Genomic DNA, 26,602 nt, shown 5'->3' with positions numbered 1-26,602 from the left:
CATGCAGGGCGGTTATCGTGGCGACCTACCGGTAGTTAGCGCGATCTACTTCTGGTAAGCAACATCGACGGCGCCCTGCGGATCCGCCGCTCCCGGCCTCCCTGCAGGGCCGCTTGCCGTTCCCGTTCCCGTCTCCGCTCCCGCTCTCGTGCGGGCGCACGGCAACACCAGCGTCTTCGCCCCGACACGCCCATGCTCCCGCTCCCGATGCCAACACCATATCGCCCCGTTGCCTGGTACCTCAACGCCCTCGTCCTCGCCTGCCTGTTGCCGGGCATCCTGGGCGTCGCCTTCCTGGTCCTGTCCGACTACGGCGAGGAACAGCGGCGCCTGCGCGAGGCCAACATCGAGGCTGCCAGCCGGCTTGGGCAGGCGGTCGACGAGCACCTGCTGCATGCCGGGGCGCTGGCGCAGTCGCTCGCCGGCACCGCCCAGGCCGGCGCGGGGAGCCTGCCCGCGCTGCCGCAAGAGGCCGTCCGCGCCGGCAGCCGCGTCGTCCTGTACAAGCTCGACGGCGAACGGATGTTCGCCAAATCCAGCTCGGGCGGCGGCTGGGTGCAGGCCACTGCCGGCGCCGAGGCCGCGCGGCGCGTCCTTACCGATGGGCAGGGCGCGATCTCCGACGTCGGTCCCGACCCGGTATCGGGCCGCCCTGCCCTCGGCATCCAGGTGCCCGTGCTGCGCGAGGGCAAGGTCGCGTATGCGCTGGCCCTGGTCCTGCCTGCCGCCCAACTGAGCAGCATTCTCCTGCAGGAGAATTATCCGGTCGGATGGCTGCTGACCCTGCTCGACCGCCACGGCAGCATCGCCGGCCGCAGCCGCGACGCCGGCAAGTTCGTCGGGGCGGCGCCGGACCTCGACCTGCACGCCGCGATCGTGCACAGCGACAGCGGCGCGCTGGACGCCGTCTCGCGCGACCGCGTGCTGCATTTCATGGCCTTCTGGCGCTCGCCGCGCACCGGCTTCACGACCGTGATCGGGGTGCCGAAGGCGCAGCTCGTCAAGCCCTTGCGCAACAAGCTGATCGCGCTGAGCGCGGCGGCGGCAGGCCTGTTCGCGATCGGACTGCTGCTGGCACGCGCCATGGCGCGCCGCATCGCCAGCTCGATCCACGCCCTGGTCGCGCCGGCCACCGCCCTGGGCGAAGGCCGGCAACTGGCCGTCGCGCCGGTCCACCTGTCCGAGGCGGCCAGGCTCGGCGACGCCATCGAGCGCGCCGGCGGCCTGCTGCTGCGGCGCGACGCCGCCCTGCGCGCGCAAAAGGAAGAACTGCAGCGCTTCGCTTTCTTCAGCGAGCATTCGAACGAGATGCTCCTGCTGCTCGACCAGCGCGGCGCCGTGCGCTATGCCAACCGGATGGCCTGCACCCGTCTCGGCTACGACAAGGACGAACTGCTGTCGCTGACCCTGTTCCAGGTCGATACGCGCAGTACCCCGGCGCTGCTGGAAGAAAAGTTTGCGCATTTCGGCCACCGCCTGATCCCGTCCTTCGAACGGGATTACCGCTGCAAGGACGGCTCCGAATTCCCGGTCGAGATCACGGCGACCGTCCTCGAACACGGCGGCGAGAAGCTGATGCACGTCGCGCCGCGCGACATCGGCGAGCGCCGCCGGGCCGAGCAGGCGATCCGCTGGGCAGCGACACACGATGCCCTGACCGGGCTGGCCAACCGCGCCCGCGCGCTCGACTTCCTGGAACAGGTGCTTGCCCGCGGCGAGGCCGGCGCCCTGCTCTACATCGACCTGGACCGCTTCAAGCCGGTCAACGACCTCTACGGGCACGAAGTGGGCGACCGCGTGCTGCAGGAACTGGCGCGCCGGCTGCCGGGCTGCGTCGGACCGGACGATCTGCTGGCGCGCTTCGGCGGCGACGAGTTCCTTGCCGTGCTGCGCGCACCGAGTGAGAAGCCAGGCCATCCCGAGCCCGGCCTGGCGGCCGCGGCCGCCATCGTGGACGCGCTGTCGCAGCCGGTCAGGCTGGGCAATATCGAGGTGGCGCTGTCGGCCTGCGTCGGCGTCAGCCGCTTTCCCGGGCACGGCAGCAGCGCCGGCGCCCTGGTGCACGCCGCCGACATGGCGATGTTGCACGCCAAGCAGGGCGGCCGCGATGCGCTCGCCCTGTATGCGCCCGCCATGGGCACCCAGGCGCAGTTCGTGCTGCAGGTCGAGCGGCGCCTGCAGCAGGCGCTCGACGGCGACGGCCTGGCCCTGCACTACCAGCCGATCGTCGATATCGCCTCCGGCCGGGTCGAAGGCATCGAGGCGCTGGTGCGCCTGGCCGACGGCGTCGAGCCGGCGCTGGGACCGGCGGACTTCATTCCGGTTGCCGAGTCCTGCGGCCTGATCGCCCCGCTCGGCGACTGGGTGGCGCGCGAAGCCTGCCGCCAGCAGGTGCGCTGGGAACGCGCCGGGATGCCCCTGAGCGTCGCGGTCAACGTCTCGGCCCTGCAGTTCCGGCGCAAGCACTTCTGCGCCCGGATCCGCGAGCTGATCGCCTCGTCCGGCATCCGGCCCCAGTGCCTGGTGATCGAACTGACGGAAACGGCGCTGATGGAAAACCTGGCGGACGCGGTCGAGATCCTGCGCCAGCTGAAGGCGCTGGGCGTGCGCATCGCGCTGGACGATTTCGGCACTGGCTACTCGAGCCTGGCGAGCCTGTCCACCCTGCCGCTGGACAAGCTCAAGATCGACCAGTCCTTCGTGCGCACCCTCGACACCGACCACGCGAGCCGGGCGGTGATCGACGCCGTCATCGCGCTGGCCAACAGCCTGGGCCTGGAACTGGTGGCGGAGGGGATCGAGACCGAGGCCGCGCTGGACTGGCTGCGCGAGCGCGGCTGCCACCAGGGCCAGGGCTACTACTTCAGCCGGCCGCTGCCGCAGGACCGGGTGCAGGATTGGATAGCCCGGCAGCACGCCGGGTAGAGCGCGCAGCGCGCGGCCCTTACATGGCCTCGGGCGTTTCCTCGACCACGGAAATGATGTCGGTCACCGGCGCGTCGGGCGCCACGTCGAGCGCGCGCAGGGTGTCCTGGGTCACGGCGGCGAACACGGGCGCCGCGACCAGGCCGCCGAAATAGCCGCCTTCGCTCGGCTCGTCGATCATCAGCGCGACGATGACGCGCGGCGCCGATACCGGGGCGAAGCCCACGAAGCCGGCAATGTAGCGGTTGGTATAGCGGCCGTCGACCGGCTTGTGGGCGGTGCTGGTCTTGCCCGCCACCCGGTAGCCGGGGACCCGGGCGCGCGGCGCGGTGCCGCCGGGCCAGGTGGCCTGTTCCATCATCGCGCGCACCGCGGCGGCGGTGCGCGGCGAGAGCACCGGCCGCGCCGGCGGCGCCTCGTCGGTCTTGAGCAGGCTGACCGGGATCATGTCGCCATCGCGCGCAAAGACCAGGTAGGACTGGGCCATCTGCAGCAGCGAGGTCGACATGCCGTGGCCGTAGCTGATGGTCGCGTGCTCGATCGGCTTCCACTTGGCGTGCGGGCGCAGCCGGCCGGCCGCCGTGCCGGGAAAGCCGAGCTGCGGCGGCTGGCCGAAGCCGACCTTGGTCAGCAGCGTCCACATGTCCTCGGCCGGCATCTGCAGCGCCAGCTTGGCCGTGCCCACGTTCGACGACTTCTGCAGCACTTCCGAGACCGTCAGCGTGCCGTGCTTCTTGGCGTCGCGGATGGTGGCGCGGTGGATGGTGAGGGTGCCGGGCGCGGTCTCGACCAGCGTGTCGGGCGTGACCAGGCCGTTTTCCAGCGCCAGCGCGATCGTGAAGGGCTTGATCACCGAGCCCGGCTCGTAGGTATCGGTCAGGACCCGGTTGCGCAGCTGGGCGCCGGTCAGGCCGCGGCGGTCGTTCGGGTCGAAGTCCGGTAGATTCGCCAGCGCCAGCACTTCGCCGCTGCGCACGTCGAGCACGACGACAGCGCCCGCTTTCGCCTGGTGCCGCTCGACGGCCGCCTTGAGGTGGCTGTGCGCGATGTGCTGGATGTTGCGGTCGATCGAGAGCACCAGGTTGCTGCCGTCGCGCGCGGGCCGTGTCGTGCCGGCGTCTTCCACCACGCGCCCGAGGCGGTCCTTGATCACGCGGCGGCGGCCGGTGGCGCCGGCCAGGTTGTCCTCGTGGGCCAGTTCCATGCCTTCCTGGCCGAGATCCTCGACGTTGTTGAAGCCGACCAGGTGCGCCGTCAGCGATCCCTGCGGGTAGTAGCGCTTGTATTCCTTGCGCGTCTCGATGCCGTCGATGCCCAGCGCAAGCACCTGGTCGACCGTGTCCTGCTCGACCTGGCGCCGCAGGTAGACGAAGCCACGCGGCGAGCGCAGCTTGGTGTCGAGCTCGCCGCGCTCGATCTCGAGCAGGCGCGCCAGGGCGTCGAGCTTGTCGGGGGCCGCGGCGCGCGCCTCGTCGGGAATCGCCCACACGGCTTTCACGGGCAGCGACAGCGCCAGCACGTCGCCGTTGCGGTCCTGGATCCGTCCGCGGGTGGCCGGCACCACGAGCGTGCGCGCGTAGCGCGAGGCGCCCTGCTTCTGCAGGAAGTCCTCGGTGAACAGCTGCAGCCAGACGGCGCGCACGCCGAGCGCGGCAAAGGCCGCAAACAGGACAAACAGGACCAGCCGCGAACGCCAGGCCGGCAGGGTCGTGGCCAGCACCGGGCTGGAGGAAAATGGCCGGCCCTTGCCGGCGGCAACACGTGGATTGGAGGCCATGATTCTAGTGGCGATGCGTGCCGGGTTCGTCGTCGAACGAACTGGTGTCCGCTTCCAGCACCGGCAGCGCCAGCCCGAAACGCAGCGCCAGCAGGCGCAGGGAGAAACCGGCTCCGATCGCCGCGGCACTGGCCAGGCCGGCGTCGACGCCGGCGTGCTTCAAGCCCACGTACAGCATGCCGGTCGCCAGCGAGACGGTGGCGTACAGGTCGCGCTGGAGGACCAGCGGCACCTGGTTGCACAGGATGTCGCGCAGCAGGCCGCCGAACACGCCGGTGGCCATGCCCATCAGGATCACGACGACGACGCCCGCCCCGGTGGAGGCGGCGATGTCGCAGCCGATCACGGTAAATGCCACCAGGCCGAGGGCGTCGAGCCAGAGGAAGGCGGTACGCAAACGGTGCAGGCGGCGCGCCAGCAGCGCCGCGACCAGGGCGGCGCCGACCGTGAAGGCGAGGTATTCGGGATGGGCCACCCAGCCCAGCGGGTAGTGGCCGAGGATCAGGTCGCGGATGGTGCCGCCGCCGAGGGCGGTCACGGTGCCGACCACGCACAGCCCGAAGATGTCCATGCGCCGCCGCATCCCCATCAGTGCGCCGGAGGCGGCTTCGGCCGCGATGGCGACGAGGTAGATCGTGTGCAGCAGGGTCATGCGTCGTGGTTCCGGGGAGCTGGTGAATCGTGGACTGGGGCAAGCCATGGTACGATCCGGCTCATCAATGTGTCCAATGCATAATTTGTTCGTCAAGCATGCGTGTCACGAATACATCTGCACCTGGCGCCTCTTATCCTTCCTGCGCATGAACATCAAACAGCTGGAACATCTACTCGCGGTGGCCGACAGCCGCTCGTTCAGCCGCGCCGCCGAACGCCTGTTCATCACCCAGTCGGCCCTGAGCCGCAGCATCCAGACGCTCGAGGAAGACCTGGGCGCCCTGCTGTTCGACCGGATCGGCAAGCGGATCGAACTCACGCCCCTCGGCACCCACGTGGTGGCACGCGCCGCGCGCCTGGTGCGCGATGCCGGCGAACTGCAGCGCAGCGTCGACATTTTTCGACAGGGCGAAGGCGGCCGCATGCGCATCGGGCTGGGCCCCGGCCCGGCCGCCATGCTGATGACGCCGCTGCTGTGCCACATGGCCGCGGAGCACCCGCAGGTGCAGGTGGCGATCACGCGCGGGCCGAGCGAGCTGCAGCTGATGCAGCTGCGCGCCGGCCTGCTCGATGCGCTGGTCCTCGATGCGCGCAGCGTCGTCCCCGCGCCCGACCTCGTCACCGAAGCCATCGCCGGGCTGCGCACCTGTTTCGCCTGCCGCGCCGGCCATCCGCTGGCCGGGCACGAAACCGTGGCGCTGGCCCAGGTGCTGGCCTATCCCGTCGCCTCCACGCCGCTGTCGGACGAGACGGCGCGCTGGCTGGTCGACCTGTACGGCCTTGAGGCCGTGCCGGAACGGATGATCACCCTGCAATGCGAGGACGTGGGCAGCCTGGTGAGCGCGGCCGAGCGTTCGCAGGCGGTCTTCCTGGGCCTGGCGGCAGCCGTGCGCGAGGGCATCGCGGCCGGCACCCTGGTCGAATTGCCGGTGCGCCCGCTGCTGGACGTCACGGCGCGCTTTGCCTACGTCACCCTGGCCGGGCGCACCGAGGCGCCGGTGATGGCCGTGTTCCGGCGCTTCGCGGCGCAGCGGCTGCAGGACTGAGCGCGGTTCGCCCCTGCTGCAGTGCCGCAAAGATTTGGCTCCCGGCCACCCCATCTGGTAGTCTGGTGCGCACGCTGGTTTGCATAACTTCTTTTGGCAAAGGATACACATGACGTCCCCGACTGAGATCGAACCCGGTCTTCCCCTCGACATGATCATTTTCGGCGGCATGGGCGACCTTGCGATGCGCAAGCTGCTGCCTGCGCTGTACATGGCCTACCTGCACGGCAACCTGCCGGCGTCCACCCGGATCCTCTCGACCGGCCGCCAGCAACTCGACCGCGGTGCCTACCTCGCCCACGTCGAGGAGCACTCGCGCTCCTTCATCGCCGGCACCAACTTCAACGAGCAGACCTGGAACGGCTTCCTGCAACTGCTGGTCTATGTCCGGCTCGACGTCCAGCAGGCGGCCGACTTCGGCGCCCTGGCCGAGGCCTCGCGCGCGGGCGCGCAGCGGGTGTTCTACCTGTCGACGGCGCCCTCGCTGTTCATCACCATCTGCGACAAGCTCGACCAGGCCGGCCTGGTCGACCGCCATGCGCGCGTCGTGCTGGAAAAGCCGCTGGGCCGCGACCTGGCCTCGGCGGTCGACATCAACGAGGCGGTCGGCAAGCATTTCGCCGAATCGCAGATCTACCGCATCGACCATTACCTGGGCAAGGAAACCGTGCAGAACCTGATGGTGCTGCGTTTCGGGAATTCGATCCTCGAGCCGCTGTGGCGCGCGCCGAACATCACCAGCGTGCAGATCACGGTCGCCGAGGAAGTCGGCGTCGGCAGCCGTGCCGGCTTCTACGACGGCACCGGCGCCATGCGCGACATGGTCCAGAACCACCTGCTGCAGCTGCTGTGCATCGTCGCCATGGAGCCGCCGACTTCGCTCGCGCCGGACGCCGTGCGCGACGAAAAGCTCAAGGTGCTGCGCTCGCTGCGCCGCCTCAAGCTGGCCGACATCGCGCGCGACACGGTGCGCGGCCAGTACACGCGCGGCGTCAGCGGCAACCAGGAAGTGCCGGGCTACATGGAAGAGAGCAACGTCCCGCCGGGCTCGAAGACCGAAACCTTTGTCGCCCTGCGCGCGCACGTCGATACCTGGCGCTGGTCGAAGGTGCCGTTCTACCTGCGCACCGGCAAGCGCATGGGACGCCGCTCGTCGAAAATCGTGATCGAGTTCGCCAACCCGCCCTTCCCGCTGTTCGCGGAAACCCCGGGCGGCGTCGCCAACCGCCTGGTGATCGAACTCCAGCCGGAGGAAGCGATCAAGCTGCAGATCATGGCCAAGCAGCCGGGCAGCGGCATGCAGATGCAGCAGGTCGAGCTCAACCTCGACCTGCAATCGGCCTTCCAGCAGCGCCGCGCCGAAGCCTATGAACGGCTGCTGATCGACGTGGTGCGCGGGCGCCTGACCCACTTCATGCGGCGCGACGAGTTAGAGGCGGCATGGGCCTGGGCCGACCCGATCATCGAAGGCTGGGGCACGCTGGACGAGAAGCCGCACCCCTACGCGGCCGGCTCCTGGGGTCCGCCGGAGTCGTTCGCGCTGCTGGCGCGCGACGGGTTCAGCTGGATCGAGTAAGCCGCCTGGACGGCGCGGGTGCAGGACGCCGCCGCCGTCCTCAGCCCTCGCCCGCCTTGACCACGGTAATCGGGCCCTCGCCCTCGATGGTCGCGCTCTTGACCTGGTCGAGCGAATCGAGGCCCTGGCGGCGCAGCGCGCTCATCAATTCCTCCTCGGTGACGAATTCGCGCCGCATGTTCCTCCTCAGCATTTCACCGTTGCGCACGATCTCGATCGGCGGCGAGGACACCAGTTTCTCGATGAAGCGGAAGCGGTAGCTGCTCGCATTGACGATGTAGTTCCAGCCCATCAGGACCACGACCAGGATCAGGCCTTCGCCCACCGAGGTGTACTCGCCGAATCCGTTCGAGGCCGCTTCCGCGATCAGGAGCAGGAAGATCAGGTCCATCGTGGCGAGCTCGCCGCCGGTCCGGCGCGGCATCAGGCGCATCAGGAACAGGATCGCAAAGTACAGGACGGAGCCGCGCACGAACAGCTCCAGCAGCGGGATGTCGACCACGAACAGCGCGGACCAGTCGTCGGGAAACCAGGTCATCGTTCTCTCTCGAAAAATGGGCCGGCACGCGGAAGCCGGCCCGACAGTGCTACTCTAGAGCCGCCCGGCATTTGGTGACGTCCTGTTGGGCTCTGCCCCCTTCAGAACAACTCGAGGTTAGGCGACGGCTGCACGGCCTTGCGCGCTGCCGCCGGCGCCGGCCAGTCGCGCATGCGCGCCGCCGGATAATGGCGCAGGAAGCTGCGCGCCGTCTCGATGTCGGAACAGGCCAGCCAGTCGCCGATCTCGTCCTCGGGCAGGATCACCAGCGAGCGCTTCTCGTCGTCCGGCCTGTGCATGCGGCGCATCAGCGGATGCTCGTCCGCATTGATCGTGATCTGGGTGAACGAGGACTGGCTGGCGCCGTCGTCCTCAAGCCATTCGCGCCATAGCCCGGCGACGAAAAACAGCGATTCGTCCGCCATGCCGATCGCATGCCGCACGGCGCGCCCGCTCTCGTAGCAGGGTTCGTAGAACCAGGCCATCGGCACCGCGCACAATTGCAGGCGGCGCCAGGCCGGCGCGAACGAGCGCCGCTCGCCGAGCGACTCGGCGCGCGCGTTCATGGTATCGAAGGGTTTGATCTCGGGCGGGATGCGGCGCCGCGGCACCATGCCGTAGCTGGCCAGGCAGGCCTGCGGCCGCCCGTCGGCCCCAAGGCGCAGGATCGGCGCCAGGTAATCCTTCCAGGTCTCTTCCGGCCAGCGCCAGTCGGCGGGGAGATCGCTGAAGGCGCCGAGCCGGCCGAATTGCTCGGGTGTGGGGGGACGGTAGTTGACGCACATGATGGGTTGGAGTCGGAGAGCTGCGGAGACGCTCGATCGCCGGATTGTCGCGCAAAACGGCGTTCCGGTCACGCGGCACCGCGCCGCCCGCCCCGGGGGCGCGTTCGCGCTATTGCTGGCGCCGTGGCGTCGGCAGGTGTCCACCGTCGACATAGATGTTCTGCCCGGTGATCCATTCGCCCTGATCGCTGCACAGGAACGCGACCAGGTGCGCGATGTCTTCGCCGGTGCCTGCGCGCCCCAGGGAGATGTAGGCAGCGACCATGTCGTCCCACACCTTACCGCGCGGCACGTCGTCGAGGCGGCTGGTCTCGACGATGCCGGGCGCAATCACGTTCACCCGGATTTTCTTCGGCCCCAGTTCGCGCGCCATGATGGTCGTCAGGCCATTGATGGCCACCTTGGTGGTGGCGTACGCGCTGGTGTCGGGCGCCAGCAGTTGCGCTGCCAGCGATGAAATGTTGATGATCGCGCCGCCTTCGCCCTGCTCGCTCATGTGCCTGGCGAAGGCGCGCGACATATAGAAGGTGCCGTTCAGGTTGGTATTCATCACCCGTTGCCAGGTTTCGATCGACAGCTCCGTGGCAGGGACCCGGTCTCCGCCACGGGTAGCGCCGGCATTGTTCACCAGAAAATCGACGCGGCCGAATTCGTCGACCACGCGCGCGAGGAGCGCATCGACCGCCTCCGGCTTGCTGACGTCGGAGACGACCGGCAAGGCGCGGCGGCCGAGCTGGCGGATTTCGTCGGCCACCGAGTCGATATCGCGCCAGTTCACCGCGCGCTCGTCGTCGGGATACATTTCCGGAGGGCGGCCCGTGCCGGTCAACACGACATCGCAACCGGCCTGCGCCAATGCCAGCGCAATCGGCCGGCCGATGCTGCGCATCCGGCCTGCGCCGGTCACCACGGCTACTTTTCCTTCGAAACCGGTCAGGGTATACGTCATGTCGCTTCCTTTATGAATGGCTGAACTGTGGACACTGCAAGGCTGAATCAGGCGGCGACGCTGGCGCCATCGACTTGTGTGAGAAATTGCCGGCGCAACTCATGGCGCATGACCTTGTCGGTCGCATTGCGCGGCAAGGCATCGAGAAACCAGACGGCGCGGGGGACCTTGTAGGCGGCGAGCCGCTGCCGCAGGTGCGCGTGCAGGGCCTCCTCCGCGAGCGTTGTGCCGTCGAGCAGGACGACCGCGAGCACGACCTGTTCCCCGAGCCGCTCGTCGGGCACGCCGAATGCGGCAGCCTGCGCAACACCGGCATGCTCCATCACCGCGGCTTCCACCTCGTTGCACGAAATATTCTCGCCGCCCGAGATCACGATGTTCTTCTTGCGGTCGACCACGTGCAGGTAGCCGTCGGCATCGACCCGGCCGATGTCGCCGGTTCTCAGCCAGCCGCCCTGCAGGACGTCGGCCGTGGCTTGCGCCTGCTTGCAGTACCCGCGCATCAGCATGGCGCCACGCATCAGGATCTCCCCTGGCTCGCCGGCAGGCAGGTCGGCATCCTCGTCGTCGACGATGCGGACATCGACCGAAGGGAAGACGCGCCCGGATGCGGTCACGTGCGTGTCCAGCTCCTCGCCGGCGATCGTGCACACGGTCCCGCCGCACTCGGTCATGCCGTATCCGACGCCCAGCACGGCCAGGGGGAAAGCCGCTGCGATCTCCTTGTAGAGTACCGGCGCGAACGCCTGCCCGCCGGCGCCGACCGACAGCAGCGAGCTCACATCCCGCGCGCTGGGGTCCAGGCGCAGCATGTCCCAGTACATCGCAGGCGCGCCCGAGAACGACGCAATGCGCTCGCGCTCGATCAGCGCCAGGGCGGTGGCCGCATCCCATTTGGGGAGGATGACGATCTTGCCGCCACGGAGCAGGCTGGCCAGGAAGACGGCATAGCAGCCGCTGACGTGAAACAGCGGGAATGCCAGCAAGGACGCCGGCTGGCTGGGGGCGGCCCCGCCCAGGGCATCCTTGCCGCGGCGCGCGACGATGTGCGGACCGACCAGGGCGCCGGACAGCTGGATGTGCATCAGGCCCGTCGCCACGGCGCGCTGGCTGAACAGCGCCGCTTTCGACTTGCCGGTGGTTCCCGAGGTGAACATGACGATCGCTTCATCCTCGGGCTGCAGCGCCATCGGCTCCAGTTGCGCGTTCTCCCATCCCCGGCATGCATTGGCGAAGCCGATCCAGCCGGGCCGGGCGGCATGGCCCGTGGCGGCATCGCCGGCGACGATCATCAAGCGCGCGCCGCCGTCGGCCGCCAGGGGCGCGCGCCGCTCGTCCGCGATGACCGCGACACTGTCCGTCTCATCCAGGGCCGCGGCGATCTCCGGCGCGGTCCCGCGGCTGTTGACCAGCACGGCCGTTCCGCCCAGGGCCGTCACCGCAATGAAGGAGATCATCCATTCGGGCCGGTTGCTCATGACAAGCGCGATCCGCTTGCCGCGCAGGTCGGGCCCGCCGATGTCCTGCGTCAGGAAGCGCCCCAGCGCAGCCGCCTTGCCGAGCGCCTCGGCATACGACATGGGCATGCCGTCGAGGATGGTGAAGGTCCGCTGCGCGTGGGTGGCAGCAGTCCGGTAGACGTCGCCCAGGTCCTGCGGCCCGTTGCAAAACACACGGCACGGCTGTCCCTCGACCTCGACGGACCGCATTTCGAACGCTGCCCCCGGCGCCGTCAGCGCGTTCATCGCAGCGTCGACTTCCGTGTTTGTCCCCATGTTTGTCATGACGTTTGTCCCTGTTGTTGGTCGGTTCTCGAATAGGTGGCGGTCTTGGCGGCGATCATGGCGTGATGCCGGGGACCCGTCGCGGGCTGCGGGCCTGCGCGTGCCGGCCGGCGCCGAGCGACAGGCCGCGCAGCAGGGCATTGCGCAGGTCGCGCGGATCGATCACGTCGTCGTAGACCATCCTGTCCGCGACGCGGAAGGACTCGCCTGCCTGTTCGGCTTCGAGTCGCGCGCGCGTGGCATCGTCGAGTTTCGCCGAGTCGGCGCCGCCGGCGACCGGCATGGAGCCGAGCGTCACCGCAGGCAGGGCGAGCGACAGGGTCTGGCCGTCGAACGGATTCATCGCCATGATCGAGGAGCCGAATCCGAAGGCTTTACGCATGGTCACGTGCAGCTTCGGCACCTGCAGCCGGCGCTGCGCGACGAACATGCGCGCCGCATGGCGCAGCACGCCGGACTGCTCTGCCCTGGTCCCGCCCATGACGCCAGGGTTATCGGCCAGGAAAATCATCGGCAGGCCGAACGCACTGGCCACGTCCATGAAATGGGTGGCCTTGTCGGCGCCGTCGGCATCGATGGAGCCGGCCATCACGCTGGGGTCGTTGGCGACGATGCCGACGCTCTCGCCGCCCAGGCGGGCGAGCGCCACGATGACCGACGCACCGAACTGGGGCTGGATCTCGAGCAGGCTGGCGTCGTCCACCAACAGCTCCAGCACCTTGCGCATCCGGTAAGGCGTGCGCGCGTTGGGGCTGACCAGGTCGAGCAGGGCATCGAGGCGACGTTCGCCGATATCGCCGCTATCGCCGCCATTGCGCCTGGGGGCACGCTCCCAGGCGTTCAGGGGGAAGTAGGACAGGTAGCGCCGCGCGAGCGCGATGGCTGCCTCGTCGTCCGCGGCAAGGTTGTGGGCAACCCCCGAGACTGCCACGTGCACCTGGGGGCCGCCGAGCTGCTCCTTGGTCACCGACTCGCCGGTGGCCGCCTTCACCAGCGGCGGGCCGGCGGCGAACATCGATGCCGCCTGCGTCATGATCACGAAATCGGACATCGGGGCGGTCAGCGCGCCATGCCCGGCAGCGGCGCCCATGACCAGGCAGACGATCGGGACCTGGCCGGAAAGGTCGGCCAGCCCCTGCAGATCGTTCGGGCGCCGTCCCGCATGGGTGTTGGTCAAGCGGTGCCCTGCCCCTTCGAGCATGAAGACCAGCGGCACCCGCTCCTGCGCCGCGAGCTGGGTGAGGCGATATCGCTTGTCGGCAGTCGCGTCGCCGATCGAGCCGCCGAGTACCGTAAAATCCTCTGCACCGGCCAGGGCGGGCCGGCCGTCGATCATGCCGAATCCGGCGACCAGCGCGTCGGCGCCGACGGGCCCGGAGCCGGCCGCTGCCATGCCGCCGGCGAAAGCGCCCAGCTCCACGAAACTGCCCGGGTCGAACAGGCGTGCCAGGCGCTGGCGTGCGTCGAGCTTGCCCGTGTCGCGATGGCGCTGGACCTTCTCCGGGCCACCCATGGCCTGCGCGGCTGCGCGCCGTCGCTCGAGCTCCTGCAGGACTGGCTCCCACTCCTGATACCTGGTCGTCATCGAAGTCCCATCGTGAATTGGACGATAGGGACCCGGGCTGAGCCGATGCCCAGACCCGAGCCCGCCGGCTTGGATCAATACGCGTCTGATTATTCATGCGGCAAGAAACAAAACCATCGTCCGATAAGACTACGGAAGGTTTTTCGAAGGGGGATAAGTCGACAGAAACAGGGGACGCGGCCCGGGCGGTGGGCAACCCGGGCATATCCGTGCGGGGAACACGGACAGGGAGTGAACAAGGAAATTCAGGAGGCCGGCAGCAAGCAGCCCGGCGCAGTGCGCCGCTCCTTGCGCGGTTGCGCGTCCGGGCGGCAACGCTGCCCGGACGGCAGTCGCTCAGCTTCCGGCGCCTGATGGCCGGGCCGGCGGGCGCGGCGCCGTCAGGCCGCGATCAGCCGGGGTGCGCCGGCTCGCTGCGTCCCCAGGCGCGGCGGCTGGCCGGCGGCGGACGGGTCGACCGTGAAGGTGCTGACCAGCCGGGCCAGGGCCGCGGCCTGGTCCTCCAGCGAGGCCGCCGCCGCCGCTGCCTCTTCGACCAGGGCGGCGTTCTGCTGGGTGACGCTGTCCATCTGGGTGATGGCGGCGTTTACCTGCTCGATGCCGAGGGTCTGCTCGGTGGTGGCCGAAGCGATCTCGGACATGATGTCGGTCACGCGCGTGATGCCTTGCACGATTTCCTGCATGGTGGCGCCGGCCTGGTCGACCAGGCGCCCGCCGGCGCCGACCTTTTCCACCGAGTTGGTGATCAGGGTGCGGATCTCCTTGGCCGCCCCGGCCGAGCGCTGGGCCAGGTTGCGCACCTCGGAGGCGACGACCGCGAAGCCCCGGCCCTGCTCGCCGGCGCGGGCCGCTTCGACCGCGGCGTTGAGGGCCAGGATATTGGTCTGGAAGGCGATGCTGTCGATCACGCCGATGATGTCGCCAATCTGCTTCGAGGACGCATTGATCGATTCCATGGTCGACACCACTTCGGCGACCACCGCGCCGCCGCGCACGGCGATCTCGGAAGCCGAGCGCGCCAGCGTGTTGGCCTGGCGCGCGCTGTCGGCGTTCTGGCGCACGGTGCTGGTCAGTTCTTCCATCGAGGACGCCGTCTCTTCCAGGGAACTGGCCTGCTGCTCGGTGCGCGCGGAGAGGTCGAGGTTGCCCGACGCGATCTGCTGCGAGGCGGTGACGATCGCCTCGGTCCCGTTGCGCACTTCGGCCACCGTCTTGAGCAGGCTGGCGTTCATGACCTTCAGCGCGGCCAGCAGGTCGCCGACCTCGTCGCGCGAACTGACCCGGATGTCGGCAGTGAGGTTGCCGGAGGCGACTTGCTGCGCGAGGGAGACGGCGCGCGCCAGCGGGCGGGTGATGCTGCGGGTCAGGAAGATGCCGAAGAGCGCGCCGCAGAGGATGGCGCCGATGCCGATGCCGACCAGCAGGCGCACGGCTTCCTCGGTGATGGCATCGATCTGGCTGTTGGCGCTCGCGAACAAGCCCTCCTGGAAGGCGACGACCTCCTCCACCGCGCCGACGTAGTCCTTCATCGCCGGCGTGACGGTGGTCGCGGCATAGGCCTTGAGTTCCTGGTCGAGGCCACCGAGCGCCGCCTTGCGCTTGAACGCCTGGTCGCGCACGGACGTGTAGTGCTTGCGCCGCTCGGCCACCTGGGCCAGCAACTGCTTGCCTTTCTCGCTTACCACCAGCGATTCCAGCTCCTTCTGTACCGTCGACACGCCGGCGCTGACGGCCTTCATGTCGCGCTCGTATTGGCTCTCGTCCGCGGGATCGGTCGCCTGCAGTTTCGCCAGCGTGCGCACGCTGTTGGTGGCGATGCCGCCCAGCCAGTCCTTGGCGAGTTTGACCTTGTGGCTGGTCGCCGCCATGGTGTTCTTGGCCTCGGCGATACGGTTCATCTGCCACAGCGCGCTGCACAGCATGAGGACCAACAGGAAGAGGATGGCGGCGAAGGCGCTGCCGAGACGGGTACCGATACGGAGATTAGAGAGGACCATTGTTTCAAACCATGAGTAAGTCGAAAGAGGTATGCGTTACGACAAGGATCTTGCGGATACACCGCAAGCCGCATGCCGATTTTTTAGAGGCTACACTCAATTTGTTGCTCGGATTCAATTCAACCAAGAAAAATTGTTGTTGCTTATCGACAAGTTAATAAACCAAGTGGGAAAAACAACGATTCGGTAGTGTATTGACATCATCGATGCGGGAAGGGTAGTTGCTAATCGACACAGGTCCAATGTCGGTCGATACGCAAAAAGAATCACAGGGCTCTCCATCATATATTAGACAAATCACCGGCGATCCGGCACCGTAGTGTTTTCACATTCGACCGCTACGCCAGGAGATTGCATGCCGACTTACCGTTCCCACACCACCACCCAGGGCCGCAACATGGCGGGCGCGCGCGCCTTGTGGCGCGCCACCGGCATGAAGGATGGCGACTTCGACAAGCCCATCATCGCCGTCGTCAATTCCTTCACCCAGTTCGTGCCCGGCCACGTGCACCTGAAGGACCTGGGCCAGATGGTGGCGCGCGAGATCGAGGCGGCGGGCGGCGTGGCAAAGGAATTCAACACCATCGCCGTGGACGACGGTATCGCCATGGGCCACGGCGGCATGCTGTACTCGCTGCCCTCGCGCGACCTGATCGCCGACTCGGTCGAATACATGGTCAACGCCCATTGCGCCGACGCGATGGTCTGCATCTCGAACTGCGACAAGATCACGCCCGGCATGCTGATGGCCGCGATGCGCCTGAACATCCCGGTAGTGTTCGTGTCCGGCGGCCCGATGGAAGCGGGCAAGGTGGTCAAGGTGGTCAACAACGACCGCAAGGTCATCAAGCTCGACCTGGTCGACGCCATGATCAAGGCCGGCGACAGCAGCGTCTCGGACGCCGACGTGGCCGAGATCGAACGCTCGGCCTGCCCTACCTGCGGCTCCTGCTCGGGCATGTTCACGGCCAATTCGATGAACTGCCTGACCGAGGCGCTCGGCCTGTCCCTGCCCGGCAACGGCACCGTGCTGGCGACCCACGGCGACCGCAAGGAACTGTTCCTGCGCGCCGGCCGCCTGATCGTCGAGCTGGCCAAACGCCACTACGAGCAGGACGACTATTCGGTCCTGCCGCGTTCGATCGCGACCAAGGCCGCTTTTGAGAACGCGATGGCGCTCGACGTCTCGATGGGCGGCTCGACCAACACGGTGCTGCACCTGCTGGCCGCCGCCCACGAAGCGCAGGTCGCCTTCACGATGGCCGACATCGACCGCATCTCGCGCCAGGTGCCCTGCCTGTGCAAGGTGGCGCCGATGACCGACAAGTTCCACATCGAGGACGTGCACCGCGCCGGCGGCATCGTCGCCATCCTGGGCGAACTGGCGCGCGCCGGCCTGCTCGACACCTCGCTCCCCACCGTGCACAGCCCGACCATGGGAGACGCGATCGCGAAGTACGACATCCGCGTCAGCGACGACCCTGCCGTGCACCAGCTGTTCCGCGCGGCGCCGGGCGGCGTGCCGACCCAGGTCGCCTTCTCGCAGTCCGAGCGTTTCGACAGCAACGACCTCGATCGCAGCGCCGGATGCATCCGCGACCGGGCCCACGCCTACTCGCAGGACGGCGGCCTGGCGGTCCTGTACGGGAACATCGCCGAGAAGGGCTGCATCGTGAAGACGGCCGGCGTCGACGAGAGCATCCTGAAGTTCTCCGGCAAGGCGCGGGTGTTCGAAAGCCAGGACGCGGCGGTCGACGCCATCCTGGGCGACACTGTGCACGCGGGGGACGTGGTCATCATTCGCTACGAAGGCCCGAAAGGCGGCCCCGGCATGCAGGAGATGCTCTACCCGACTTCCTATATCAAGTCGAAGGGCCTCGGCAAGACCTGCGCCCTGTTCACGGACGGGCGCTTCTCGGGCGGCTCGTCGGGCCTGGTAATCGGCCACGCCTCGCCGGAAGCGGCGGAAGGCGGCGCGATCGGACTGGTCGAGGAAGGCGACATGATCGATATCGACATCCCGGCGCGCACCATCGACCTGCGCGTGTCCGCCGAGGTGCTGGCGCACCGGCGCGCGGCAATGGAGGCGCGCGGCGCCGATGCCTGGCAGCCGGTCGGGCGCGATCGCTACGTGTCGCAGGCGCTGCAGGCCTATGCGGCCCTGACCACCTCCGCCGACCGCGGCGCGGTGCGCGACCTGGCCCAGCTGAAACGCTGATCGCTCCTGCGCACCCTATTCATATGAATCCTGAATAAGGGACATAACGAACGATCATTGGATTTATATGCTGCGCGGCAGCATAATCAACCTGTCTCCACTATTCTCCTCCAAGAAAATAGTCTTCAAGCCCGCCGCTAGCGGGCTTTTTTTTTGCTTCGGCGGCGCGGCCTGCCTCTTCCGGAAACACTTGACAAGCCAAGCGCCCGCCGCTTAGAGTGAAGTCAATGTTCACCCAACTGCACCTGTCGACTGTCCTACCGCTAACCGGCCTGCTGCCGGCGCTACTACTACGCGCCTGAAGTTTGTCCGCGTCCGGCCCTGCCGGTTTCAAGTAGCTACAGGATTCGACCGATGTTCGCACTGCCGCATTCCCTCCAAGTTCTCCCTCAGTCGCTCAACCCGAGCGCGCACGCCTTCGTTCGTCTCCTGCGCCAAGCGCCTAACAAAACCTTCAGGGCAAGGCGCATCGTCGAAGACAGTACGCTAGTACGGCGAGACGAATGCAACGCCGCCATGGAGGTTTTGTTAGGCGCGCTAAAACTACCGATCGGTTGCCGGGCCTAGCGTTTCCGTGGCCCGTCCGGCAGCCTGCCGCCACTCCCGCGCCGATCCCGGCACAGAAAAATCTTTAGCAGGAGCTGACATGTTGACCAACCCATCCGCCAAATACCGTCCTTTCGCCGCCGTCCCACTGGCCGACCGCCAATGGCCGAGCAACACGATTACCCGCCCGCCGATCTGGATGAGCACCGACCTGCGCGACGGTAACCAGGCGCTGATCGAGCCGATGAGCCCCGAGAAGAAGCTGCGCTTCTTCGAGATGCTGGTGAAAATCGGCGTCAAGGAGATCGAGGTCGGCTTCCCCTCGGCCTCGCAGACCGACTTCGACTTCGTGCGCATGCTGGTCGAGGAAAACCGCATTCCCGAGGACGTGACCATCATCGTGCTGACCCAGGCGCGCGAGGAACTGATCCGCCGCACCGTGGACGCCGCGGCGGGCGCCAAGCGCGCCATCGTCCACATCTACAATTCGGTGGCGCCGGTATTTCGCCGCGTCGTGTTCGGCATGGGGCAGGACGAGATCGTCAACATCGCCGTCACCGGCACCCGCCTGATCAAGGAACTGGTGGCGGCTCACCCGCAGACGCAATGGGGCCTGGAATACTCGCCCGAATCCTTTTCGACCACCGAACTGGAATTCTCGAAGCGGATCGTCGACGCCGTCAGCGCCGAATGGCAGCCGACGCCGGCCAAGCCGATGATCGTCAACCTGCCCTCGACCGTCGAGGCCAGCACGCCGAACGTCTATGCCGACCAGATCGAGTGGATGTGCCGCCACCTCGAACGGCGCGAGTCCCTCGTCATCAGCGTCCACCCGCACAACGACCGCGGCACGGCGGTGGCGGCCGCGGAGCTGGCCGTCATGGCCGGCGCCGACCGCGTCGAGGGCTGCCTGTTCGGCAATGGCGAGCGCACCGGCAACGTCGACCTGGTGACCCTGGCGCTGAACCTCTACACCCAGGGCGTGCATCCAGGCCTGGACTTTTCGGACATCGACGCCGTGCGCCAGCTGGTCGAGGAGTGCAACCAGTTGCCGGTCCATCCGCGCCATCCGTATGCCGGCGACCTGGTATTCACCGCCTTCTCGGGCTCGCACCAGGATGCGATCAAGAAGGGTTTTGCATGCCAGCAGCAAGACGCCATCTGGGAAGTGCCCTACCTGCCGATCGACCCGGCCGACCTCGGGCGCAGCTACGACGCCGTCATCCGCGTCAACAGCCAGTCCGGCAAGGGCGGCATGGCCTACCTGCTCGAACAGGAATACGGCCTGGCCCTGCCGCGCCGCCTGCAGATCGAATTCTCGCGCGTGGTGCAGGGCCTGGCCGACGCCAGCGGGCGCGAGATCGCCGCCGCCGACATCCACGCCCTGTTCACCCGCGAATACCTGGAGCAGGACACGCCTTACGGCTACCGCTCGCACCGGATGACGGACAAGGGCGGCGCCGGTTCCGCCAATGCGCCGGTCCAGGTCGATGTCGCCATCGCCGACGGCGCGGTACAGCGCGCGCTGCATGGCAGCGGCAACGGCCCGATCGACGCCTTCGTGCAGGCGCTGGGCATGGACATCCGCCTGATGGATTACCACGAGCATGCGATCGGCTCCGGCGCCGATGCGCGCGCCGCCTGCTATGTCGAACTGCGTGTCGGGAATGGCCAGACCCTGTTCGGGGTCGGCATCGACAGCAATATCGTGACGGCCTCGTTCAAGGCGGTGCTGTCGGCGGTGAACCGCCACGTGGCGGCGCAAGGGGCGCCGGTCACGGCGCTGGCGGCCTAGCAGCCGTCGTCGAGCGAAAGCGGCGCAGCGCCAGGGGGCGCGCTAATGCCGCTCTCGCCAGTGCGCGTACAGGTCTTCCCTGCCCTCGAGCCGCGCCGGCACATGGCGGATGCGCATCGATTGCTCGGCGAACGGCTTGGCGAGATCGGCGTAGACGTCCGCGGTGGACAGGCCGAACGGGCTGCCGTCCTCGTTGGAATAGGCGTAGGTCACCTCCGCCACCCCGGCCAGGCGCATGGCCGCCATGCACATCGGGCATGGGTGGCCGCTGGCGAACACGGCGCAGCCGGCAAGCGAGGGCGAGCCCAGTTGCCGGCCCGCGGCCCGGATTGCCAGCAGCTCCGCATGCGCCGTGGGGTCGTTGGTCTGCGCGATCTCGTTGACGGCACTGGCGATGACTTTGCCGTCCTTGACGATCACCGCGCCGAACGGGCGCCCGCCCTGGTCGACATTGGCATAGGCCAGCGCGATGGCCTGTTCGAGAAAATCCTGTTCCATCTGTTTCATTCCTTCTCCTTTCGAATTCAGCGCGCGCCGGCGCCGAGCAGCAGCTGTTCGATCCGGCGATAGCCCCGCGTGCGCGCATGCTGGAGGGGTGTGACGCCCTCGCCGTCGGCGAGATTCGGATTCGCGCCGGCCTCCAGCAGCACGGCGACGATCTGCTGGTGGCGTTCGCCCCCGTTGCCGAGGATGATCGCTTCGAGCAAGGCCGTCCACCCCAGCTTGTTGACGTGGTCGACGGCGACGCCGGCATCGATCAGGGTCTTGACCGCTTCGACATGGCCGCGCTCGGCGGCCGGAATCAGGGCCGTTCCCCCGTAGCGGTTGGTGCTATTGAGATCGGCGCCGTGGGCCAGGGTCATTTTCAGGATGGCGAGGTGTCCCCTCGCGCCCGCATACAGGTAGGGGCTGTCCTGGATCCGGTCTTTCGCGTTCACATTTGCGCCCGCCTCGATCAGCGCCCTGGCGGCGCCCACCTTGTTGGCCCTGGTCGCGACGAGCAGCGCGGTGGCACCGGAACGGTCTCGCGCATCGAGCGCGCTGCCCTGTGCCAGCAGCCGGCGGATGGCGGCAACATCGTCGCGTTCGGCGGCGGCATGCAGCGCATGCTCATCCTTGGGCTTGGCGGAGGTGGAGGCGGAGGCGGAGGCGGAGGCGGCAAGCGCCAGCAGCACGCCGCCGAGCACGGCCAGTAACTTGTTCATGGGGTCTCCAGGTGGATAGCGTAAGCGGAGATACAGCCCGCCATGGGCTGGCCGGACATAAGATTATGGCATGCGCGCCTCCGCAGCCGTCCGCCTCCCGTGCGGGCCGCGCGAGCGCGCCCTTGCCGATCGGCCGCCCGTATATACTTGCGCCATGAACGATCGCGCAGGGCACACTCCGGATCCGACCGCTGCCGCCTACGACATGCTGGCCGAACGCTGGCTGGACGCCGCATTCGACCAGGCGAACGGCCTCGCCCAGCATCGGCGGGCGCTGGCTTTCCTCGAAGGCGACAACCCAGGCTGGGCGCTCAACGCCGGCTGCGGCTGCAGCACGCGCTTCAACAGCTTGTTGCGCAACCGTGGATTGGCAATCGAAGGCGTGGACCTGTCCGCGCGCATGCTGGCCCTGGCCGCGAACGCCGATCCGGCCGTGCTGCTGCACCAGGCCGACATCCGCAGCTGGCCGCTCCCGCGGCGCTACCGTTTCATCTCGGCCTGGGACAGCATCTGGCACGTGCGGCTGGACGAGCAGCGCCCCCTGATGCTCAAGCTCATGCGCGGCCTGGAACCGGGCGGCGTGTTCGTCTTCTCGGCAGGCGGACTGGATACGGCGGGCGAACATGTCGACGCGAGCATGGGACCCGCGCTCACTTACAGCACGCTCGGCATCCCGGGCCTTCTCGCCCTCATCGGCGAAGCCGGATGCGTGTGCCGGCATCTCGAATTCGACCAGTACCCCGAAAAACATCTCTACATGGTCGTACAGCGCTCCGACTCCCGTCCGCGACGATAACGCCGGCCGGTTCGTGCATGGGGTCGGCGCTCAGGTGGCGGCCTGCCGCGCGGCCTTCGCGCGGGTCGCCATCCAGCACAGGACGGCGCCGCCGCAGACCATGGCCGCGCCTTGCCAGAAGGCGCCCGGCAAGTGGGTGCGCAACAGCAGCGACGACAGCGCGGCCGACAGGACCGGAATGAAATAGGACGCCCCTGCCAGGATCGTCACGTTGCCGTGCAAGATGCCCACGTTCCAGGCGCCATAGCCGAAGCCCATCGCCCCGGCTGCCAGCACCAGGTAGACGATGGCCTCGAGGCTGAAGTCCATCCGCCCGCCGCCCTCGAGCAGGTATTTGACCCACAGGCTGGCGGACACCAGGATGAAAAACAGCGTCACGCCGTTCTTGCCGCCGGCGATACGCGCCGTGACCGTGCAGTAGCCGGCCCAGATCAGCGCGCCGGCGAAAGCCAGGCCATAGCTGAGCGGGTTGTCGCGCACGTTGGCCAGCATGCCGGCCGCATCGAAACCCTGCTCGCCGCCCAGCACCCAGCAGATGCCCACGATCGAGAGCAGGAAGCCTGGCACGATGAGCAGATTGGTCGGCTGCCGGTTGAACAGGATCGCGGCGACGATGGTGAAGGTCGGCCACAGGTAGTTGACCATGCCGACCTCGATGGCCTGGCGCGCGTTGTCGGCGTAGCCGATCGAGAGCGCAAGGCACAGTTCATAGGCCACGAACAACAGGCTGCCCCATACCAGGTAGCGGCGCGGGAATTCGCCCAGCTTCACGTGCCCGACCGACAGCAGCAGGAACACCGAGGCCAGGCTGTACATCATGGCAGCCCCGCCCGTCGGACCGAGGTGCTCGCTGACGCTGCGGATCAGGCCGACGATAGAACTCCACAGCAGGACGGCCACCAGGCCGATCATGGTCGCCTTGTTCGTATTTTTCATCACTGGATTCCGATGTATGTGGGCGCGTCGATCCAACCGGTCCTGATCTCGGTGTGACTCGCAAGTCACCGCCTGGACATCGGGGACCGCCCCCTCGTCAGCGAGGGACAGCTACTCAGGCCGGTCCAGGAGGTGCGCGCCCGGCGGCCTTACCGCAGGTTCAGCCCTGCCGCTTTCGCCCGCGCCGCGTGCAGCTTGCGGTAGCTGTCGATCAGGCGATGATGCCGGTCGAGCCCTTCCAGCTGCATGCTGGTCGGCGTCAAGCCGAAGAAGCGCACGCTGCCGTCCAGCGCCCCCAGCGCCGCGTCCATGCGGACGTCGCCGAACATGCGGCGGAAGTTGTGCACGTAATCGTCCAGCTCCAGCTCATCGTCGAGTTCCACTTCCAGCACGACATTCAGGGCCTGGTAGAACAGGCGGCGTTCGACCGTATTGTCGTTGTATTGCAAGAAGGCGCCCACCAGTTCGTGGGCGTCTTCGAATCGCTGCAGCGCGAGGTTGATCAAGAGCCGTAATTCGAGCACCGTCAACTGGCCCCAGTCGGTGTTCTCGTCGAACTCGATGCCGATCAGGGTGGCGATGTCGGCGTACTCGTCCAGCTCGTTGTTCTCCAGGCGCTCGAGCAGCGCCGCCAGGGCGTCGTCGTCCAGGCGGTGCAGGTTCAGGATGTCCTCGCGGAACAGCAGCGCCTTGTTGGTGTTGTCCCAGACCAGGTCTTCGACCGGATAGACCTCGGAATAGCCGGGGACCAGGATGCGGCAGGCGATGGCGCCCAGCTGGTCGTAGACGGCCGTATAGACTTCCTTGCCCATGTCGGCGAGGATGGCGAGCAGGGTCGCCGCTTCCTCGGCATTCGAGTCCTGGCCCTGGCTCGAGAAATCCCACTCGACGAAGTCGACATCCGATTTGGCGCTGAAGAAGCGCCACGAGACCACGCCGCTGGAATCGATGAAGTGCTCGACGAAGTTGTAGGGCTCGGTCACGGCTTCGCTGGCGAAGGTCGGCTGCGGCAGGTCGTTCAGGCCCTCGAAGCTGCGCCCCTGCAGCAGTTCCGTCAGGCTGCGTTCCAGCGCCACCTCGAAGCTCGGATGGGCGCCGAAGGAGGCGAACACGCCGCCGGTGCGCGGATTCATCAGCGTGACGCACATCACCGGATACTGTCCGCCCAGCGAGGCATCCTTGACCAGCACCGGGAAGCCCTGCTCTTCCAGCGCCGCGATGCCCGCGAGGATGCCCGGGTATTTCGCCAGCACTTCGGCGGGCACGTCCGGCAAGGCCATTTCGCCCTCCAGGATTTCGCGCTTCACCGCCCGCTCGAAGATCTCGGACAGGCATTGCACCTGCGCTTCGGCCAGCGTGTTACCGGCACTCATGCCATTGCTGGCATACAGGTTCTCGACCAGGTTGGACGGGAAATACACGGTCTCGCCATCCGACTCGCGCACGAAGGGCAGAGAAACGATGCCGCGTTCGGCATTGCCGGAATTGGTGTCGACCAGGTGCGAAGCGCGCAGCTCGCCATCGGGGTCGTACACGTCCAGGCAATAGGCGTCGAGGATCCCCGCGGGCAGCGCGTCGCCTGGGCCTGGCTGGAACCAGCGCTCGTTCGGATAATGCACGAAGGGCGCGTTGGCGATGTCCGCGCCCCAGAACACGCCGGCATAGAAATGGTTGTTGTTCAAGCGCTCGATGTATTCGCCGAGGGCCGAGGCCAGCGCGCTTTCCTTGGTCGCGCCTTTGCCGTTCGTAAAACACATCGGCGAGTGCGCATCGCGGATATGCAGCGACCAGACGTTCGGAACGATGTTGCGCCAGGAGGCGATTTCGATCTTGATGCCCCAGCTCGCCAGCATGGCCGACATGTTGGCGATGGTCTGTTCCAGCGGCAGGTCCTTGCCCGGGATATAGGTGCGGGCTTCGGCACCGGGCTGCAAGGTCAGCAAGGCCTGGGCGTCGGCGTCCAGGCTCTCCACTTCCTCGATCACGAACTCGGGCCCCTGCTGCACCACTTTCTTCACCGTGCAGCGCTCGATCGAGCGCAGGATGCCCTGGCGATCCTTCTCGGAGATATCCGCCGGCAGCTCGACCTGGATCTTGAAGATCTGCTTGTAGCGGTTTTCCGGGTCGACGATATTGTTCTGCGAAAGGCGGATGTGTTCGGTCGGGATGTCCCGGGTATTGCAGTACAACTTCACGAAGTAGGCTGCGCACAGGGCCGACGAGGCCAGGAAGTAGTCGAAGGGGCCAGGGGCCGAGCCGTCGCCCTTGTAGCGGATCGGCTGGTCGGCGATGACCGTGAAGTCGTCGAACTTGGCTTCGAGACGCAGCTTGTCGAGAAAGTTGACCTTAATTTCCATGAGAGAATCCAGACTGTTTGCTCAAAATGATATGGCCGCCATTATCCGTTGTTTCGTCCGCATCGCCTAGGCGAAAATAAAAAAGCCCTGTAAAAACAGGGCTTTATGAATGAGCAACGGCGGTCTTATGTACCGCTGTGCATGCACCTCACTGGTTCGCCTTGCCGCTGTGTGCAGCCGCCGCGTCGTCGGCCAGCGTTTTTGCCAGCCAGGCACGCGCCTTGGCGGCGTAGTTCCGGCACGCGTCCTGGTCGATAAAGGCGGCGTTGCCGAGTGCCGGCTGCCTGGCCTTGCGCTCCCACAGACCGCCCAGTTCCGGGTGGGCGGCCACCAGCACGTCACACTTGAGCGACGCGACCGTGGCGATGGATCGCTCGACGGCTGCCTTCGCATCGGGGTAGCCGGGGTTGGCGCTGAAGCGCACCCGGTCGCCGGACAAGGCATACAGGCTGTCCGCATACACCATATTCGCCGTCCGTCCCTTTTCCGTCGATTGCCAGGTCCAGCTGGTGCCTCCTTTGGTGTGCCCCGGTGTGAAGTGCGCGGTGAGCGCGATCGGCCCGAGCCGGACTACTTCGCCGTCCTGGACCGCGCGAATCTTCGCGACGGGCGCCATCGGAACCAGGCCGGCCAACTGCGGGTCGGTGTTGTCGGGCTGGCCGCTTGCGATCACGGCCAGCGAAGCCGGGCTCGCCAATACCGTGGCACCGCTCAGCTTCTGGAGTTCGGCAATGCCGCCCGCATGGTCGTGGTGGGCATGCGAATTGAGGATGTAGCGGATGTCCTCGACCTTGAATCCCAGGCTGCGGATGTTTTGGACGAGCCGGGCGGGCGACTTCGGCCCGCCGGTGTCGACCAGGACATGACCGGCGGCAGAAGTAACCAGCAGCGCGCTGAGGCCGCCCGTACCGACGTAATAGGTATTGCCGTAGACGGCAAACGGTTCCTGCGGGGCGTACCACTCCGCTGCGCTGGCAGGCACCAGGGCAGCGGCGAGGACGATAGCGGATAAGCAGACAGGGGTTTTTTTCATTTTTATAAGGCCGAGGCGCGGCCTAGCTTATGTGTCTATTCCGACCTGGGCCGGGCGTGCAAGCGGCGTTCATTGTAGACCGAAGCGGCCGCCTGGCGAT

Annotated in this window: 19 protein-coding genes; 6 read left to right on the top strand and 13 right to left on the bottom strand. The window is 67.3% G+C overall.

Features of this window, described 5'->3' with window-relative positions; translation table 11 throughout:
* Positions 1 to 207: 207 nt before the first annotated feature.
* Entirely contained in the window at positions 208 to 2,925 is a 2,718-nt protein-coding gene (locus tag ACFPAH_RS20895) for an EAL domain-containing protein (protein WP_379749194.1), read from the top strand.
* Between the two features lie 19 nt (positions 2,926 to 2,944).
* Here the strand turns inward: ACFPAH_RS20895 and ACFPAH_RS20890 are convergent, their stop codons facing one another.
* Both ACFPAH_RS20890 and ACFPAH_RS20885 read right to left on the bottom strand, forming a co-directional pair.
* Entirely contained in the window at positions 2,945 to 4,702 is a 1,758-nt protein-coding gene (locus tag ACFPAH_RS20890) for a peptidoglycan D,D-transpeptidase FtsI family protein (RefSeq protein WP_379749192.1), read from the bottom strand.
* Positions 4,703 to 4,706: 4 nt separating this feature from the next.
* Positions 4,707 to 5,345 (bottom strand): trimeric intracellular cation channel family protein, encoded by a 639-nt coding sequence (locus ACFPAH_RS20885; RefSeq protein WP_379749215.1) that lies wholly within the window; start codon positions 5,343 to 5,345, stop codon positions 4,707 to 4,709.
* 157 nt (positions 5,346 to 5,502) lie between these two features.
* Here ACFPAH_RS20885 and ACFPAH_RS20880 point away from each other — a divergent pair, with 157 nt between their 5' ends.
* A complete protein-coding gene (locus tag ACFPAH_RS20880; RefSeq protein ID WP_379749190.1) occupies positions 5,503 to 6,402 on the top strand; it encodes a LysR family transcriptional regulator in 900 nt (299 codons plus the stop codon).
* 109 nt (positions 6,403 to 6,511) lie between these two features.
* Positions 6,512 to 7,978, top strand: a complete 1,467-nt coding sequence (gene zwf / locus ACFPAH_RS20875) for a glucose-6-phosphate dehydrogenase (RefSeq protein WP_379749188.1) — start codon at positions 6,512 to 6,514, stop codon at positions 7,976 to 7,978.
* 40 nt (positions 7,979 to 8,018) lie between these two features.
* Here the strand turns inward: zwf and ACFPAH_RS20870 are convergent, their stop codons facing one another.
* The 6 genes from ACFPAH_RS20870 to ACFPAH_RS20845 form a co-directional block, all read right to left on the bottom strand.
* Entirely contained in the window at positions 8,019 to 8,516 is a 498-nt protein-coding gene (locus tag ACFPAH_RS20870; protein WP_379749186.1) for a DUF421 domain-containing protein, read from the bottom strand.
* 101 nt (positions 8,517 to 8,617) lie between these two features.
* A complete protein-coding gene (locus ACFPAH_RS20865; protein ID WP_379749184.1) occupies positions 8,618 to 9,301 on the bottom strand; it encodes an SOS response-associated peptidase in 684 nt (227 codons plus the stop codon).
* Between the two features lie 109 nt (positions 9,302 to 9,410).
* Positions 9,411 to 10,250: an SDR family NAD(P)-dependent oxidoreductase gene (locus tag ACFPAH_RS20860; RefSeq protein WP_379749182.1), complete on the bottom strand. Its 840-nt coding sequence runs from the start codon at positions 10,248 to 10,250 to the stop codon at positions 9,411 to 9,413.
* 47 nt (positions 10,251 to 10,297) lie between these two features.
* Positions 10,298 to 11,995, bottom strand: coding sequence for a class I adenylate-forming enzyme family protein (locus tag ACFPAH_RS20855; RefSeq protein WP_379749180.1), 1,698 nt, complete (start codon positions 11,993 to 11,995; stop codon positions 10,298 to 10,300).
* A gap of 94 nt (positions 11,996 to 12,089) precedes the next feature.
* A complete protein-coding gene (locus tag ACFPAH_RS20850) occupies positions 12,090 to 13,619 on the bottom strand; it encodes an acyl-CoA carboxylase subunit beta (protein WP_379749178.1) in 1,530 nt (509 codons plus the stop codon).
* A gap of 380 nt (positions 13,620 to 13,999) precedes the next feature.
* Positions 14,000 to 15,616 carry a methyl-accepting chemotaxis protein gene (locus ACFPAH_RS20845; protein ID WP_379749176.1) on the bottom strand — a complete coding sequence of 539 codons (1,617 nt, stop codon included), beginning with the start codon at positions 15,614 to 15,616 and terminating at the stop codon, positions 14,000 to 14,002.
* 355 nt (positions 15,617 to 15,971) lie between these two features.
* On the opposite strand from ACFPAH_RS20845, the gene ilvD reads away from it, so the two are divergent.
* Positions 15,972 to 17,834, top strand: a complete 1,863-nt coding sequence (gene ilvD, locus ACFPAH_RS20840; RefSeq protein WP_379749174.1) for a dihydroxy-acid dehydratase — start codon at positions 15,972 to 15,974, stop codon at positions 17,832 to 17,834.
* Between the two features lie 646 nt (positions 17,835 to 18,480).
* Entirely contained in the window at positions 18,481 to 20,175 is a 1,695-nt protein-coding gene (gene leuA, locus ACFPAH_RS20835; RefSeq protein ID WP_379749172.1) for a 2-isopropylmalate synthase, read from the top strand.
* Between the two features lie 42 nt (positions 20,176 to 20,217).
* Here the strand turns inward: leuA and ACFPAH_RS20830 are convergent, their stop codons facing one another.
* Both ACFPAH_RS20830 and ACFPAH_RS20825 read right to left on the bottom strand, forming a co-directional pair.
* Positions 20,218 to 20,682, bottom strand: coding sequence for a nucleoside deaminase (locus ACFPAH_RS20830; RefSeq protein WP_379749170.1), 465 nt, complete (start codon positions 20,680 to 20,682; stop codon positions 20,218 to 20,220).
* Positions 20,683 to 20,699: 17 nt separating this feature from the next.
* On the bottom strand, positions 20,700 to 21,380 hold the full coding sequence (locus tag ACFPAH_RS20825; RefSeq protein WP_379749168.1) for an ankyrin repeat domain-containing protein: 681 nt from the start codon (positions 21,378 to 21,380) through the stop codon (positions 20,700 to 20,702).
* Positions 21,381 to 21,534: 154 nt separating this feature from the next.
* Between ACFPAH_RS20825 and ACFPAH_RS20820 the strand changes: the two genes are divergently transcribed.
* A complete protein-coding gene (locus tag ACFPAH_RS20820) occupies positions 21,535 to 22,176 on the top strand; it encodes a class I SAM-dependent DNA methyltransferase (protein ID WP_379749166.1) in 642 nt (213 codons plus the stop codon).
* Between the two features lie 30 nt (positions 22,177 to 22,206).
* Here the strand turns inward: ACFPAH_RS20820 and yddG are convergent, their stop codons facing one another.
* The 3 genes from yddG to bla form a co-directional block, all read right to left on the bottom strand.
* Entirely contained in the window at positions 22,207 to 23,112 is a 906-nt protein-coding gene (gene yddG, locus ACFPAH_RS20815) for an aromatic amino acid DMT transporter YddG (protein ID WP_379749164.1), read from the bottom strand.
* 149 nt (positions 23,113 to 23,261) lie between these two features.
* Positions 23,262 to 25,469, bottom strand: a complete 2,208-nt coding sequence (locus ACFPAH_RS20810; RefSeq protein ID WP_379749162.1) for an OsmC domain/YcaO domain-containing protein — start codon at positions 25,467 to 25,469, stop codon at positions 23,262 to 23,264.
* Between the two features lie 148 nt (positions 25,470 to 25,617).
* Positions 25,618 to 26,502, bottom strand: coding sequence for a subclass B3 metallo-beta-lactamase (bla, locus tag ACFPAH_RS20805; protein WP_379749160.1), 885 nt, complete (start codon positions 26,500 to 26,502; stop codon positions 25,618 to 25,620).
* Positions 26,503 to 26,602 lie beyond the last annotated feature (100 nt).

This window comes from Massilia sp. GCM10023247 (assembly GCF_042653325.1).
GTDB lineage: Bacteria > Pseudomonadota > Gammaproteobacteria > Burkholderiales > Burkholderiaceae_D > Telluria.
Note: the sequence above shows the minus strand (reverse complement) of the source record. Positions and strands in the feature narration are given on the sequence as shown.

Coding starts and splice junctions, on each gene's coding strand:
- ACFPAH_RS20895 (WP_379749194.1), top strand. CDS start 208: ATGCCAACACCATATCGCCCCGTTGCCTGGTACCTCAACGCCCTCGTC.
- ACFPAH_RS20890 (WP_379749192.1), bottom strand. CDS start 4,702: ATGGCCTCCAATCCACGTGTTGCCGCCGGCAAGGGCCGGCCATTTTCC.
- ACFPAH_RS20880 (WP_379749190.1), top strand. CDS start 5,503: ATGAACATCAAACAGCTGGAACATCTACTCGCGGTGGCCGACAGCCGC.
- zwf (WP_379749188.1), top strand. CDS start 6,512: ATGACGTCCCCGACTGAGATCGAACCCGGTCTTCCCCTCGACATGATC.
- ACFPAH_RS20870 (WP_379749186.1), bottom strand. CDS start 8,516: ATGACCTGGTTTCCCGACGACTGGTCCGCGCTGTTCGTGGTCGACATC.
- ACFPAH_RS20865 (WP_379749184.1), bottom strand. CDS start 9,301: ATGTGCGTCAACTACCGTCCCCCCACACCCGAGCAATTCGGCCGGCTC.
- ACFPAH_RS20860 (WP_379749182.1), bottom strand. CDS start 10,250: ATGACGTATACCCTGACCGGTTTCGAAGGAAAAGTAGCCGTGGTGACC.
- ACFPAH_RS20855 (WP_379749180.1), bottom strand. CDS start 11,995: ATGAACGCGCTGACGGCGCCGGGGGCAGCGTTCGAAATGCGGTCCGTC.
- ACFPAH_RS20850 (WP_379749178.1), bottom strand. CDS start 13,619: ATGACGACCAGGTATCAGGAGTGGGAGCCAGTCCTGCAGGAGCTCGAG.
- ACFPAH_RS20845 (WP_379749176.1), bottom strand. CDS start 15,616: ATGGTCCTCTCTAATCTCCGTATCGGTACCCGTCTCGGCAGCGCCTTC.
- ilvD (WP_379749174.1), top strand. CDS start 15,972: ATGCCGACTTACCGTTCCCACACCACCACCCAGGGCCGCAACATGGCG.
- leuA (WP_379749172.1), top strand. CDS start 18,481: ATGTTGACCAACCCATCCGCCAAATACCGTCCTTTCGCCGCCGTCCCA.
- ACFPAH_RS20830 (WP_379749170.1), bottom strand. CDS start 20,682: ATGAAACAGATGGAACAGGATTTTCTCGAACAGGCCATCGCGCTGGCC.
- ACFPAH_RS20825 (WP_379749168.1), bottom strand. CDS start 21,380: ATGAACAAGTTACTGGCCGTGCTCGGCGGCGTGCTGCTGGCGCTTGCC.
- ACFPAH_RS20820 (WP_379749166.1), top strand. CDS start 21,535: ATGAACGATCGCGCAGGGCACACTCCGGATCCGACCGCTGCCGCCTAC.
- yddG (WP_379749164.1), bottom strand. CDS start 23,112: ATGAAAAATACGAACAAGGCGACCATGATCGGCCTGGTGGCCGTCCTG.
- ACFPAH_RS20810 (WP_379749162.1), bottom strand. CDS start 25,469: ATGGAAATTAAGGTCAACTTTCTCGACAAGCTGCGTCTCGAAGCCAAG.
- bla (WP_379749160.1), bottom strand. CDS start 26,502: ATGAAAAAAACCCCTGTCTGCTTATCCGCTATCGTCCTCGCCGCTGCC.